14 protein-coding genes are annotated in these 12,328 nt (G+C 63.8%); 2 read left to right on the top strand and 12 right to left on the bottom strand.

What is annotated here, in order from left to right; translation table 11 throughout:
* Window positions 1-20: 20 nt before the first annotated feature.
* Both AB7D48_RS02435 and AB7D48_RS02430 read right to left on the bottom strand, forming a co-directional pair.
* A complete protein-coding gene (locus AB7D48_RS02435; RefSeq protein WP_427975723.1) occupies window positions 21-290 on the bottom strand; it encodes a hypothetical protein in 270 nt (89 codons plus the stop codon).
* A 66-nt stretch (window positions 291-356) separates the two neighbouring features.
* Window positions 357-1,592, bottom strand: coding sequence for an MFS transporter (locus tag AB7D48_RS02430; protein ID WP_427975722.1), 1,236 nt, complete (start codon window positions 1,590-1,592; stop codon window positions 357-359).
* A gap of 116 nt (window positions 1,593-1,708) precedes the next feature.
* On the opposite strand from AB7D48_RS02430, the gene AB7D48_RS02425 reads away from it, so the two are divergent.
* Window positions 1,709-2,737 (top strand): aspartate-semialdehyde dehydrogenase, encoded by a 1,029-nt coding sequence (locus AB7D48_RS02425; protein WP_427975721.1) that lies wholly within the window; start codon window positions 1,709-1,711, stop codon window positions 2,735-2,737.
* Between the two features lie 93 nt (window positions 2,738-2,830).
* Here the strand turns inward: AB7D48_RS02425 and AB7D48_RS02420 are convergent, their stop codons facing one another.
* Window positions 2,831-3,061, bottom strand: coding sequence for a DUF1127 domain-containing protein (locus AB7D48_RS02420; protein ID WP_427975720.1), 231 nt, complete (start codon window positions 3,059-3,061; stop codon window positions 2,831-2,833).
* Window positions 3,062-3,173: 112 nt separating this feature from the next.
* Between AB7D48_RS02420 and AB7D48_RS02415 the strand changes: the two genes are divergently transcribed.
* Window positions 3,174-4,082 (top strand): LysR substrate-binding domain-containing protein, encoded by a 909-nt coding sequence (locus AB7D48_RS02415; RefSeq protein ID WP_427975719.1) that lies wholly within the window; start codon window positions 3,174-3,176, stop codon window positions 4,080-4,082.
* Between the two features lie 115 nt (window positions 4,083-4,197).
* On the opposite strand, the gene AB7D48_RS02410 is transcribed toward AB7D48_RS02415, so the two are convergent.
* The 9 genes from AB7D48_RS02410 to AB7D48_RS02370 all read right to left on the bottom strand — a co-directional run bounded on the left by AB7D48_RS02410 (window position 4,198) and on the right by AB7D48_RS02370 (window position 12,281).
* Entirely contained in the window at window positions 4,198-4,599 is a 402-nt protein-coding gene (locus tag AB7D48_RS02410) for a flagellar biosynthesis repressor FlbT (protein WP_427975718.1), read from the bottom strand.
* Window positions 4,600-4,692: 93 nt separating this feature from the next.
* The gene (locus AB7D48_RS02405; protein WP_427975717.1) at window positions 4,693-5,508 is read right to left on the bottom strand and encodes a TIGR00282 family metallophosphoesterase; all 816 of its coding nucleotides are present in this window, start codon (window positions 5,506-5,508) and stop codon (window positions 4,693-4,695) included.
* Window positions 5,509-5,537: 29 nt separating this feature from the next.
* Window positions 5,538-6,626 carry a DNA replication/repair protein RecF gene (gene recF / locus AB7D48_RS02400; protein ID WP_427975901.1) on the bottom strand — a complete coding sequence of 363 codons (1,089 nt, stop codon included), beginning with the start codon at window positions 6,624-6,626 and terminating at the stop codon, window positions 5,538-5,540.
* 62 nt (window positions 6,627-6,688) lie between these two features.
* A complete protein-coding gene (dnaN, locus tag AB7D48_RS02395; protein WP_427975716.1) occupies window positions 6,689-7,813 on the bottom strand; it encodes a DNA polymerase III subunit beta in 1,125 nt (374 codons plus the stop codon).
* Window positions 7,814-8,089: 276 nt separating this feature from the next.
* Window positions 8,090-9,466, bottom strand: coding sequence for a chromosomal replication initiator protein DnaA (dnaA, locus tag AB7D48_RS02390; RefSeq protein ID WP_427975900.1), 1,377 nt, complete (start codon window positions 9,464-9,466; stop codon window positions 8,090-8,092).
* Between the two features lie 440 nt (window positions 9,467-9,906).
* Window positions 9,907-10,176 (bottom strand): 30S ribosomal protein S20, encoded by a 270-nt coding sequence (gene rpsT / locus AB7D48_RS02385; protein ID WP_427975715.1) that lies wholly within the window; start codon window positions 10,174-10,176, stop codon window positions 9,907-9,909.
* An 85-nt stretch (window positions 10,177-10,261) separates the two neighbouring features.
* A complete protein-coding gene (locus AB7D48_RS02380) occupies window positions 10,262-10,606 on the bottom strand; it encodes a cupin domain-containing protein (RefSeq protein WP_427975714.1) in 345 nt (114 codons plus the stop codon).
* Entirely contained in the window at window positions 10,603-11,322 is a 720-nt protein-coding gene (locus AB7D48_RS02375; RefSeq protein ID WP_427975713.1) for a hypothetical protein, read from the bottom strand. Before AB7D48_RS02375 ends, AB7D48_RS02380 begins: the two co-directional genes overlap by 4 nt.
* Window positions 11,319-12,281, bottom strand: coding sequence for an Hsp33 family molecular chaperone HslO (locus tag AB7D48_RS02370; protein ID WP_427975712.1), 963 nt, complete (start codon window positions 12,279-12,281; stop codon window positions 11,319-11,321). Before AB7D48_RS02370 ends, AB7D48_RS02375 begins: the two co-directional genes overlap by 4 nt.
* Window positions 12,282-12,328 lie beyond the last annotated feature (47 nt).

The raw sequence follows: 12,328 nt of genomic DNA, 5'->3' as shown, positions 1-12,328 counted from the left end.
ACTCTGCCCAGCCGTCAGCCCTATTGGCCAAGCTCCGGCACGATATAATGCAGCAGCAGCACAATCGAGAACAATAGCGCCACCCAGCCAAACAGCCCGCCCAGCGTGCGCATGACCAGCATCACCACGAGCGAGATGAAAATAAGCAGGATGCAAAGCTGCCATTGCGGGGCAAAGATCCCCAACGCCAGCATGGCGCCCACGAGCAGATTATCGATCGCGGCGGCAAGGCCGAAAATTGTCGAGACGATCTGCGAGACCAGACCGCTGAAACCACCGTCGCCCTCCATCGGGCCCTCCTTCCGGCGTGCCGCATGCCGGGCAGGCCCAAATAAAACCGCCGTAAATTAATCGACTTATTCTAATGTTTCAACATTCTTCAGGGTTGGAAACAATTTAATCCAAAGCAGCGCCACCGCGACAGTGCCCAGCCCGCCCAGCACCACGGCCGGCATGGCGCCGAACAGGGCGGCGGTCAGCCCGCTCTCGAATTCACCCAACTGGTTGGAGGCGCTGATGAACAGGAAATTCACCGCCCCCACCCGGCCGCGCATGTCATCGGGCGTTTGCAACTGGACCAGGGAAACCCGAATCACCACGCTGATCGTATCGGCGGCCCCCATGACGGCCAGGGCCAGCACCGAAAGCGGAATGGATGTGGACAGGCCGAAAACAATGGTGGCGAGGCCAAACAGGATCACCGCCTGAAACATGCGCAGGCCAACCTTGCCGCCGATCGGAAACCGGGCCAGCCAAACCGTCATCAGCAGTGCGCCGACGGCCGGCGCGCCGCGCAGCAGACCCAGCCCCCACGGGCCGGTCTGCAAAATATCACGCGCATAAACTGGCAGCAGCGCCGTCGCCCCGCCCAACAGCACGGCGAACAGATCGAGCGAGATCGTGCCCAGAATCATCGGGTTGCGCCGCACGAAGCCCACCCCGGCGAACAGAGCGCGCAGGGAGGGCGGCTCCTTCGCCACCGCCGGCCGGTCCAGCACGATGCCTCCCACGGCCAGGGCCGAGCAGCTCCAGCCCACCGCCATCGCCGCATAGGGCCAGGCCGGGGAAATCGCATAGATGAAACCGCCCAGCGCCGGGCCGACGATGGTGGCGAGTTGAAAGACACCGGACGCCATGGCCGTGCCCTTCTGGACCCGCCCCTCCGGCACCACGGCGGGCAGCAGCGCGCCCATCGCCGGGTTTTCAAAGGCGCGCGCCGCGCTCATCGCCATCACGGCGGAGAAGATCACCGCGACACTCTCCCAATGGCCAAAGCTGGCCAGCGCCAGGACAGCGGCGGCCGAGGCTTCCAGCAATTGGCAGACCATCACCACATATTTGCGCGGATAGCGGTCCGCCACGTGGCCGGCGAAAAACACCAGCCCGGCCGAGGGCAGAAACTGCGCCAACCCCACCATGCCGAGCAGAAAGACACTGTGGGACAAGGCATAAATCTGCCAGCCCACCGCCACCGCCGCCATCTGATAGGCGAAGCTGGCCATGCCGCGGGCCAGGAAATAACGCAGGAAGGGGACATGCCGCAGCAATGTGGTGGTTGGAAGAGAAGCGGTGTCTGCTGAACCGGTTGTCATCCCAAGCCTATACCAGCCCGACGCCGCCGCACTTATGCTATTCGCGCATGGCGCTTGCACCCCGCCCCGTTTCGCCTTAACCCCGGCGGCCTATCTTATTTTTTGGAGTTTTCGCCATGTCCTACAGGGTTGCGGTTGTCGGTGCCACCGGTGCGGTGGGGCGCGAGATTCTCAAGACCCTGGCGCAGCGCAACTTCCCGGTTTCGGAGGTCGCGGCCCTGGCTTCCGGCCGTTCCGCCGGGCAGGAGGTCTCCTTCGGCGAGGATAAGGTGCTGAAGGTGCAGAACCTGGAAACCTTCGATTTCACCGGCTGGGATATCGGCCTGTTCTCGCCTGGCGCGTCCGTCTCCGCCGTGCATGCCCCGCGCGCGGGCGCGCAGGGCTGCATCGTCATCGACAACACCTCCCAGTTCCGCATGGACCCGGACGTGCCGCTGGTGGTGCCCGAGGTGAACCCGCAGGACGTGGCGAAGTTCCACAAGAAGAACATCATCGCCAATCCGAACTGCTCCACCATCCAGATGGTGGTGGCGCTCAAGCCCCTGCATGACCGTTTCAAGCTCAAGCGCGTGGTGGTGAGCACCTATCAATCCGTCTCCGGCGCGGGCAAGGAGGGGATGGACGAGTTGTATAACAACACCAAGGTCTCCTTCGTGAACCAGGAAGCCAAGGCCCAGGTTTTCCAGAAGGACATCGCCTTCAACTGCATCCCGCAGATCGACGTGTTCATGGATGACGGCGCCACCAAGGAAGAATGGAAGATGGCGGTCGAGACCAAGAAGATTCTGGACCCGAACGTGCCGGTGATCGCCACCTGCGTGCGCGTGCCGGTGTTCATCGGCCATTCCGAAACGGTGTATGCCGAGTTTGAAAAGCCGGTATCCGTGAAGGAAGCCCGCGAGGCGCTGGCCAAGGCGCCGGGCGTGGTGGTCGAGGACCGGCATGTGCCGGGCGGCTATATCACCCCGATCGAATGCCAGGGTGAGGATGCGACCTTCGTCTCGCGCATCCGCAAGGACTCGACCGTGGAGAACGGCCTGGCCTTCTGGTGCGTCTCCGACAATCTGCGCAAGGGCGCGGCGCTCAACGCCGTGCAGATCGCGGAAGTGCTGGTGGCGCAAAAATTATTGAAAAAAGCCGCCTGAACGAAAGGGGCGGAGAGCCCCCCGGCTGGGCCGAAAATCCGTCTGCATGAAACCAAGGCGGCTCAGGCCGCCTTGGTTTCATATGCAGCGGGATCAATCCTCGCGCGGGCCTTCATAAGGCCTTGGGGCCACGTCCCACGGCCTGCGCCGGATCTCCTCCTCTGCATCGGCGCGCGACATGCCAATATCCGCCAGCATCCGCGCATCCATCCGGGCGATGTCCCGCCGCCCCCTGATTGCTTGTCGCATCAGCATCAAATGCGAGACCATCATCTTCACGCCACCGGTCAGGGAAGGCAGCCTGACAAGCCGAATTCCAGTCATGCTCAACATTGTCTTTATCCCGTGCGTTATGGGTTCAGGCACAAATTAGAGTTGGATTTTAGATAAGAAAAACGAATTGTATTTATGTTGAAAATCAAATAATCTTATTCCGATGTCCCCTCCCCTCGGCCTCGACCCGGATTTGCTGCGTGCTTTCGTCTATGTGGCGGAGGAGCAGAATTTCACCCGCGCGGGCGCGCGCGTGGGGCGCACCCAGGCGGCCATCTCCATGCAAATGCGCAAGCTTGAAACGCTTCTGGGCAAGACGCTGATCAATCGCGGCCGGGGTGAGGGAATCGGGCTGACGCCGCACGGGCAATATCTGCTGGACCGCGCCCGTGAATTATTGGCGTTGAACGATTCCATCTGGTCGTCCTTTCAAGCGCCCGATGTCAGCGGCACGGTGCGGCTCGGCACGCCGGACGATTATGCCCTGCAATTCCTGCCGGACGCGCTGCGCCGTTTCGCGGAGACACATCCGGCGGTGGAGGTGGAGGTCGTCTGCCTACCCTCGACGGAGCTTATGGAACGGCTGAAGGCCGGGCAGCTCGATCTTTCATTGATTTCCGAAGGGCATGAGACGAAAGGCTGGCCGGCGCGGGAATTAATCCGCGGCCCGCTGGGCTGGATCACCGCCACCCGATTTTCCCCGCATAAATTGACCCCCCTGCCGCTGGCCCTGGCCGCGCATGATTGCATCTGGCGGCGCGAAGCCCTGCGCAAGCTGGATGAAACCCGGCACCCTTACCGTATCGCCTATATTTCCGGCAGCGCCACCGGCTCCATGGTGCCGGTGCTGGCGGGGCTGGCCATCACCTGCGGCATGCCCAACCGCTTGCCCGAAGGCACCAGATTGCTCGCCCCCGGAGAGGAAAATCTGCCGGAATTGCCCGATTTTGCCGTGCTGATGCTCAAGGGCAAAGGCGCTCCCCAGCCGGTGACGGACCGGCTGGCCGAGCATATCGAGACCGCCGCCAAATGCGAGGCGCGCAGTGCCGGCTGGCTAAGCCAGAGCGCTTGAAAAGCCGCAGCTTGGGAGGCTTTGAGAGCTTCCGAACCGCGCGAACAATTTCAATGATTCCAAAATGCCGTTCCGCTTGGTCGCTGAAACCATCGCCTTGGCGGGGCGGCTAGCGCTAACGGGGCTCGGCCGTTCCGGCGTGAGTCTCCTCCGCGCGGATCATCCGCCGGGCCAGCTTCAGCGCCTCCAACGCCGTGGCGGCGGTGCTCAGCTCCAGCAATGCGACCCAATTCTCCCGGCTCCCTTCCTCCTGCGCGGCAAGGGAGGTGCCGATCATCTCCCGCGCCTGGCATAAGGCCGCCCGCCCCTCTTCCTCACCGCCGATATAGGATTGCTGCAACGCGAAATAGACTTGCCGGGTGAGGCTGGTCGCATCTTCCGCGCGCATGACCTGCTTGCCGAACAAAAAACGCGCGTGATTATTCAGCTCCAGCCTGGCTCGGGTCTTGAACCGGATGACCGCACCGTTCAGAATCATGGATTCGCCTTGCTTGAGCTCCAAGACCAGTGAAGACATTTCATCCTGCCTGACGAAGGTTGCGAACTACCCCCGATCCTGACATGCCTCTTGTTAACAGGCCGTGAAAAGCCGCCAAACGCGGGCCGATGCTCAGAGCACGGGCATGGCCGGCGCGAGGCGCCCGCCAAGGCGCACCGGCTCGATTCGGCGGGCAAGGCCGGTGGCCTCCTCCGTTTCCACGAAGGCGCCACAAAGCGTGGCCTCGCCTTCCGCCGGGCTCAGCTTCTCGCCCGGCATCTTGCGGATGAAACGGTTGAGGGCCGGTGCCTTGGTCATGCCGATGACGGAGTCATAATCCCCGCACATGCCCAGATCCGTGGCATAGGCCGTGCCGCCAGGCAGGATCTGATGGTCGGCCGTGGGGATATGGGTATGGGTGCCGGTCACACAGCTCACCCGCCCGTCGAAGGCATGGCCGAACGCCATTTTCTCGGAGGTCGCCTCGGCATGAATATCGAGCAGGACCGCCTGCACGGTGACACCCAGCCGGTGACGGGTGAGCAAATCCTCCATGGCGCGAAAGGGGCAATCCATCGGGTCCATGAAGAGCCGGCCCATGGCCTGCGCCACCAGCACCTTGCGCCCATCCGGCAGGGTGGCCAGGCAAGCCCCCGCGCCGGGTGTGCCGGGCGGGAAGTTAAGCGGACGGATCAGGCGTTTCTCATTGGCGATATAGGGAATGATCTCCCGCCTGTCCCAGGCGTGATTGCCCAGCGTGATGACATCCGCCCCCGCGGTGAACAGCGCCTCCGCCATGTCCGGCCCCAGCCCGAACCCATGGGAGGCGTTTTCGGCGTTCACCGCCACGAAATCGAGTTTGAGGGCGGCGCGAAGAGCGGGAATATGTTTCAGGGCCGCTTCCCGGCCGGACCGGCCGAGAAGATCGCCAAGCAGGAGAATACGCATGGGGCTCCATACGATGGAACGCCGCGAAATCAAAAACCCGGCAACAGTTCCAACGCCCCGTCCCGCAGATGATAGGCGGCGGCATCCATGCCCGTGAACATCTCCCCGTCCGTGCCGGTGAGCCAGGCGGGGCAATCCGCCCGTTCCAGCGCCGTGAACAAGGCCTGACGGCGCAGCGCATCCAGATGCACCAGCGGTTCGTCCAGCAAAAGCAAGGGGGCGATGCCGCGCGCCGAGGCGATCATCGCCGCGTGGCCTAAAACGATGCCAATGAGCATGGCTTTCTGCTGGCCGGTGGAAGACAGCGAGGCGGGACGGCCCGCATCTTCGTCGGTGATCAGCAAATCGGCTTTTTGCGGGCCATGGCCTGAGGATTTTCCAAGCGCGTCGGCCGGGCGCGCGGCCGCCAGGGCAGCGCGCAGCCAATCCTCCACATCCAGCGCCGGGGCCAGAGCCAGCTTTTGCGCGATGGGGCAGGCAAGCCCCAGCCGCACACGCGGAAACGGGTCCGCGGCACCGGCCGACAGCGTGGCGTTCAGACGGGCGATGAGCGCCGCGCGCGCCGCCGTGGCGGCCACGGCATGACGCGCCATGGAATCCTCCAACGCCGATGCCCAGCCGGAATCGTAAGGCGGTTCGGCCAACAGCCTGTTGCGCTGGGCGGACGCGCTTTCAAACGAGGCGATCTCCCGCGCATGGAACGGCTCCAGCGCCACCACCAGCCGGTCCAGGAATTTGCGGCGGCCGGAGGCGGTGTCGGTAAACAGCCTGTCCATCTGCGGGGTCAGCCAGACGGCGGCGAGTTGCTCCGCCACGTCCGACTGGGCGCGGGGTTTCACGCCGTTCAGCCGGAACTCCCGCCGCTCGGGCGCGCCCTCCACGGCGGCGGTGCCAATCTCCAGCCCGTTATCGAAGCGCGCCGCAACACCCCAGCCCCCCGCTCCGCCCTGGCGCGCCAGCTCTGAAAACCGCGCGCCGCGCAACCCCCGCCCAGGCACGAGCAGGGAAACGGCTTCCAGCAGATTGGTCTTGCCCGCGCCATTCGGCCCCGCGAACACCAAACGCCGCGCTTGCGGTTCGAAACGCAAGGCGGCATGGGAACGGAAATTGGTCAGAATGAGCCGTGTCAGATTCGTTTCAGGAGTCCTCCGCCGCTTTTTTGAAAAAGCTGCGTTCCTTACTACACGCGCATCGGCATCAGCACATAGACGGCGGAATTATCGTCCTGGTCGCGCACCAATGTGGGGGCGGCGCCATCGGCGAAGACAAACTCCACCTTGCCCTTGATCTGGTCCGTCACGTCCGAAAGATAACGCGCCTGGAAACCGATCTCCAAGGGACCGGCCTGATAATCGACGAGATCCCCGCCCAGCTCCTCGGAAGCGGAGCCCTGCTCGGCGGATGCGGCGGAAATCACCAGCAGCTCCTTCGCCAGGGACAGTTTCACCGGCCTGTGCTTCTCGGCCGAAATGGCGGAGACGCGCCCCACCGCATCGTTGAAATCCTTCTTGTCCACCCGCAGGATCTTGTCGTTCCCGCGCGGGATCACCCGGTCGTAATCCGGGAAGGTGCCGTCGATCAGCTTGCTGGTGAGCTTCATCATGCCGATGCCGAACTGGATGCGCGTTTCGGAAAGCGCGACCTCGACCTCGCCGGTGGCTTCGTCAAGCAGCTTGCGCAACTCCATCACGGTCTTGCGCGGCACGATGATGCCCGGCATGCCCACCGCGCCCTGCGGCAGCGGCTCCTCCACACGGGCCAGGCGGTGCCCGTCCGTCGCCACGGCGCGCAGCACCGGGCCATCGGCGCCTTCGGCCGCGTGCAGATAGATGCCGTTCAGATAATAGCGCGTCTCCTCGGTGGAGATGGCAAAGCGGGTGCGGTCGATCAGGCCGCGCAGCTCCTGCGCGGAGAGCACGAAGCCATGCGACAGCTTGCCGGCATCGAGCTTGGGAAACTCCTCGACCGAAAGCGCCACCAGGCTGGTGGAATAACGCCCGGCGCGCAAGGCGAGCTGCGCGTCTCCGCCCGGATGGTCCAGCTCAATCACCGCGTTCTCCGGCTGGCGGCGGACGATTTCATAAAGCGTGGCGGCGGGAACGGTGATGGCGCCGTCGCGCAGCGTTTCGGCCACGACCTCCTCCACCAACGCGATCTCAAGATCCGTCGCGGCGATGGTCAGCTTAGCGTCTTTCACCGAAAGCAGCACATTGGCGAGGATGGGAATCGTGTTCCGCTTCTCAACCACGTTCTGCACATGGGCCAGAGACTTCATCAGCGTGGCGCGATCGGCCTTGAACTTCATGATACCCTTCCAGACAGCGACCGAATCCCCGGATTTTTTGGACCGATTCGTAAGTTACCCTAGCAAGCCCGGCCAAGGCCGCCAAGGCCGACTCGCGCCCGGCGCGCCACCACGCGGGCCACGCGCGGCAGCTCTTGCCCTATCGGTTTTCCGGCTTGCCCACGCCAGCTTCCCCACGCCCGTTCTTCCGGTTGCGATGAAGCAGCACCTGTCCAGCCCTTGCCTTGAGCTTATTGCTGCCCGGCCCGGCTTGGTTTCGCCTGAGCCGGGGGCCGGCTAATTCTCCAGCAGGCGTTTCAGCAATTCCACATCCTCGGCGAAGGCCGCGTCCTGGGCGATGAGGTCCGTGATGCGCGAAACCGCATGCATCACCGTGGTATGGTCGCGGTCGCCGAAATGCCGGCCAATATCCGGCAGGCTCTTGGAGGTCAGCTGCTTGGCCAGATACATCGCCACCTGGCGCGGCCGGGCGATGTTGCGCGCGCGCCGGGCGGAGGACATCTCCGCGATGCGGATGTTATAATGCTCGCAGACGCGTTTCTGAATCTCCTGGATGGAGATCTTGCGGTCATGCGCCTTCAACACGTCGTGCAAAACCTCATGCGCGGTGTCGATCGTGACCTGCCTGTTGAACAGGTTGGCATGGGCGACGAGACGGTTGAGGGCACCTTCCAGTTCACGGTTGTTGCTGGTGATCTTGCGGGCCAGAAACTCCAGCACCTTGGGCGGCACCTCCACCCCGGCGCGCTGCGCCTTGGCGTCCAGAATGGAATAGCGCAGCTCGAAGGTGGTGGCATGCAGATCCGCCACCATGCCGCACCCCAGGCGGGTGCGCAGCCGATCCTCCAGCCCCGACAAATCGGAGGGGGATTTATCGGCGGAGATGACGATCTGCTTGCCCGCATCCACCAACGCGTTGAAGGTGTGGAAGAATTCTTCCTGCGTGTTGTCCTTGCCGATCAGGAATTGCAGATCGTCGATCATCAGCACATCCACGCTGCGCAGCTCGCTCTTGAACTCCAGCGTGGATTGCGAGCGCAGCGCGTTGATGAAGCGGTACATGAAACGCTCGGCCGACATATAAGCGACCGAAACCGGGCGGCCACCGCGCGGTTTGGTGGAAAGCTCCCAGGCGATGGCATGCATCAGATGCGTCTTGCCCAGCCCCACCCCGCCATAAAGGAAAAGCGGATTGAACCCCGCCATGGCCGGGGATTCCGCCACGCGCCGCGCACAGGCATAGGCGAACTCATTCGGCTTGCCGACCACGAAGGTCTCGAAGGTGAAGCGCTGGTCCAGCGCCGCCATGGTCTCCGGGCGCTGCGGCGCCAAGGCGGGCTGCGCCGGAGCCGGCTCCGCCAGATCCGGCGCGGCCGGGCGCGCGGCGGCGGGAACGCCGGTGCGAAACTCAACCCGCTTCACGGCCGGGTTTTCCTGCTGCCAGAAAGCCGCGATCAGGTCGCCATATTCCTTGTTCACCCAGTCGCGCAGAAAACGGGTGGGCAGCATCACCACCACCTCATCTCCCGCCAGCCCCGCAAAGCTCACCTGCTTCAGCCAAGTCCGGTACTCGACTTCACCCACTTCCGTCTGCAAACGCGCCCGCACACGCCCCCACTGCTCCGCCAGGCGCGCCTCGCCATTCCAGGTCATGGAGGTCTGCAACGCGGCATCCCGACCAGAAGCGTTGATCTCTAAATTAATGCCCATTCTGACTTGCCTGCCCCCGCAAAAACCGCCGCAGAATCCCCTCCCGCAATACGGCCCGCTCCGGAGAGACACGCCGCTTTCGCAGAAATGAGACAAGTGTAAACGGTCAATTGAGGTCCTGACCTTATGTCCAAACACCCCGCCGAAGCAAGCGCTCAAATTCTCCAGCACGGCCAACAAGGCGCTGAACTTTTAAAAAAATATATAAAAAACAACAAACTAATTAATTCAAACTTTCTTGCCAGCCGATTCGTGGCGCCAAGAAACACAGATGCAAACACAGGACACGAAAAGGCCGCCGTCTCTTGCCATTACAAGAAGATGACGGCGGCCTGGTTTTGTATCGTTTTTTAGACGAAGCGTTACGGCTTCGCCGCGCTTGTTTAGGCGGCGGCGACGGCCTTCACGCTGGCGGAAAGACGGGAAATCTTGCGGGCGACCGCATTCGCCTTCAACACGCCCTTGCCCGCCGCGCGCTGCATCTCGGGCTGGGCGGCGCGCAGGGCGGCCTGGGCGGCGTCCTTGTCGCCAGCGGCCACGGCCTCCTCCACCTTGCGGATGAAGCTGTGCACGCGGGATTTACGCGCCTTGTTGCGCGCCGTGCGCTTCAGCGTCTGGCGGATGCGTTTCTGGGCAGATGCGATATTGGCCATGTTATCCGAACAAAAAATGATGTGTAATGGAGCGCGCCGTCTAGACCGCCCGGCGCGCCGCGTCAAGCGTTTCCCTGGGCATCACCTATTCGTGCACCACCCAGCTTTTGCGCAGCGGGGAGAGCACCTCCCATGTGCCGGTGAAGCCCGGCTCAATGACGAACTTATCGCCCGGCCCGGCCTCGATCCGGCGGCCATCATCGCCTTCCACCACGCAGGCACCGGAAATGATTTCCACATATTCCCATTCGGTATAGGCGATGCGCCATTTTCCCGGGCTCGCCTCCCACTCCCCGGCGGCCAAGCCACGGGCGCTGTTCTCATACAGCACGATGGTGCGTACTTTCGGCGTGCCGCTGATCAGCTTATCCGCCGCCACATCCTCCCAGGGCGTGGCGCCGGCGCGCGGCAGCAAGGCGAGCTTGGTCATTGCTGGGTTCCTCCAAGGGTGGCCGGGCCCGCGCCGGGCAAGTAATTCGGAACGCCATTGCCCCCACCGCTCTTCGCGGCGCTGGCGGGGGCCGTGGCCACACCCGGCGGAGCCGCCAGCGGCGCGGCCTGAACCGCCCCGCCCGCATCCCCCGCCGCCGCGGCGGCGGCGGTGCTGGCGCTGTTGGTCCAGGAAATCCAGTTCGGCATGTTCTTCTGGATCTGATATTGCAGCTGCACGTTCATCTGCGTCATCAGCCGCTTGGTGAGACCGTAGAGCGCGGCGCGCAGATCGTCCGCATTGCCGGAGTCGGGCGCGGTCTGGCTGGCGCTGACGCTGGCTTCGGTAAAGCCGGTCGAGCGGCCGTCGGCGCTGGCCAAATTCAGATCCACGGTCATCGCGCCAACCAGATTGCCGTTCACATTGTCCACATAGGCGTTCTGCACCGTCACCGTGGCGGTGCCAGGCTGGCCGGCGGGCTGCAGGCGCTGCTTGAGCATGGACATCAGGGTATCGGCTGGCGGCGCGGGATCCATGCTGGCCGCCTGCACCTGTGAGGGCGTGGGCACGTAGCTGTTCACCACATTCACTTGCGAGACCTTCAGCAAAATCGGCGGCAGATAGGAATAATCGAGCGGCTTGAAGCTCGGCGCGGGCGAGGTCGAGCCACAGGAGGCCAGCGCCAGCAAGGGCAGCGCGAAAACCAGACGTTTCATTCAGTTGCTCCAGCTTCTGTCGGATTGGGGCGCCCGGTAACATCCTCGCGGGCGAAGCGGAAATCGAAATTGCAAAATTCGCAGGTCATGGTGATCTGCCCCTCCACGGCCATATGGTCGAGATCGTCCTGATTGAACCCCTCCAGAATACCCCCCAGGCGCTGGCGCGAGCAACGGCAGCCGAAACTCAGCGCGCGCGGCCGGGAGACCGCCACCCCCTCGCCATGGAACAGGCGGTAAAGCAGACGCTCCGGCGGCAGGGCGTCGTCGAGCAGTTCCTCGGCGGTGATCGTCTCGGCCAGAATGCTCGCCGTGCGCCAGGCCTCGGTCTGGTCGGCCTCGGAGAGATCCGGCCCCACGCCGCCGGCCCCCGCCACACGCTCAAGCACCAGGGCGGACGCGCGCCAGCCGGCTTGGGTTTCCCCCGCCGCCAGGAAGATGCGGGCGGGCAGTTGCTCGGAAGTGGAAAAATAATGTTCCGCCATGCCGGCCAGATCGTCGCCCTCGATGGCGACGATCCCCTGGCTGGGATCCTTGTCCAACCCCTGATCCACCGTGAAGGCGATGTAGCCATTGCCCAGCAATTGCCGGGCGGAGGCGTCGCTGGGGATCTCCGCCTCCTCGCTCACGCGCACATAGCCGCGCAGGGCGCCGGCCTCGGTGCAATCCACCACCAGCATCGGCACCGGGCCGTCGCCGCGAATCTGGATGGAAAAGGAGCCCTTGAATTTCAACGCGGTGGAGAGCCCGGCCGCCAGAGCCAGAGCCTGCCCCAGCAATATCCGCACCGGCGCGGGATGCTCATGACGCGACAGCAGCGTGGCCCCCAGCGGGCCCAGCCGCACCAGCCGGCCACGCACTGGACGTTCGGGCAGGTAAAAGGGTGTCACACCGCGCGGCACGGAAAGATCCGGCACTTGCGGCCTGGTGGAATCGAGAAACGCGGGAAGCTCTGTCATGGTGGCTGTCAGATAAGCATGTTTTAGCGCCGTTGCCATAAGGGCGG

Origin of the sequence: Acidocella sp. (genome assembly GCF_050253495.1) — a bacterium.
In the GTDB taxonomy this organism is placed as follows: Bacteria; Pseudomonadota; Alphaproteobacteria; order Acetobacterales; family Acetobacteraceae; genus Acidocella.
The sequence above is the reverse complement of the archived record's forward strand: the minus strand, read 5'-3'. Positions and strand labels throughout refer to the sequence as shown.

Coding starts and splice junctions, on each gene's coding strand:
- AB7D48_RS02420 (WP_427975720.1), bottom strand. CDS start 3,061: ATGACTGGAATTCGGCTTGTCAGGCTGCCTTCCCTGACCGGTGGCGTG.
- rpsT (WP_427975715.1), bottom strand. CDS start 10,176: ATGGCCAATATCGCATCTGCCCAGAAACGCATCCGCCAGACGCTGAAG.
- AB7D48_RS02375 (WP_427975713.1), bottom strand. CDS start 11,322: ATGAAACGTCTGGTTTTCGCGCTGCCCTTGCTGGCGCTGGCCTCCTGT.
- AB7D48_RS02415 (WP_427975719.1), top strand. CDS start 3,174: ATGTCCCCTCCCCTCGGCCTCGACCCGGATTTGCTGCGTGCTTTCGTC.
- AB7D48_RS02370 (WP_427975712.1), bottom strand. CDS start 12,281: ATGACAGAGCTTCCCGCGTTTCTCGATTCCACCAGGCCGCAAGTGCCG.
- dnaA (WP_427975900.1), bottom strand. CDS start 9,466: ATGACCTGGAATGGCGAGGCGCGCCTGGCGGAGCAGTGGGGGCGTGTG.
- AB7D48_RS02405 (WP_427975717.1), bottom strand. CDS start 5,508: ATGCGTATTCTCCTGCTTGGCGATCTTCTCGGCCGGTCCGGCCGGGAA.
- AB7D48_RS02425 (WP_427975721.1), top strand. CDS start 1,709: ATGTCCTACAGGGTTGCGGTTGTCGGTGCCACCGGTGCGGTGGGGCGC.
- AB7D48_RS02410 (WP_427975718.1), bottom strand. CDS start 4,599: ATGTCTTCACTGGTCTTGGAGCTCAAGCAAGGCGAATCCATGATTCTG.
- dnaN (WP_427975716.1), bottom strand. CDS start 7,813: ATGAAGTTCAAGGCCGATCGCGCCACGCTGATGAAGTCTCTGGCCCAT.
- AB7D48_RS02380 (WP_427975714.1), bottom strand. CDS start 10,606: ATGACCAAGCTCGCCTTGCTGCCGCGCGCCGGCGCCACGCCCTGGGAG.
- AB7D48_RS02435 (WP_427975723.1), bottom strand. CDS start 290: ATGGAGGGCGACGGTGGTTTCAGCGGTCTGGTCTCGCAGATCGTCTCG.
- AB7D48_RS02430 (WP_427975722.1), bottom strand. CDS start 1,592: ATGACAACCGGTTCAGCAGACACCGCTTCTCTTCCAACCACCACATTG.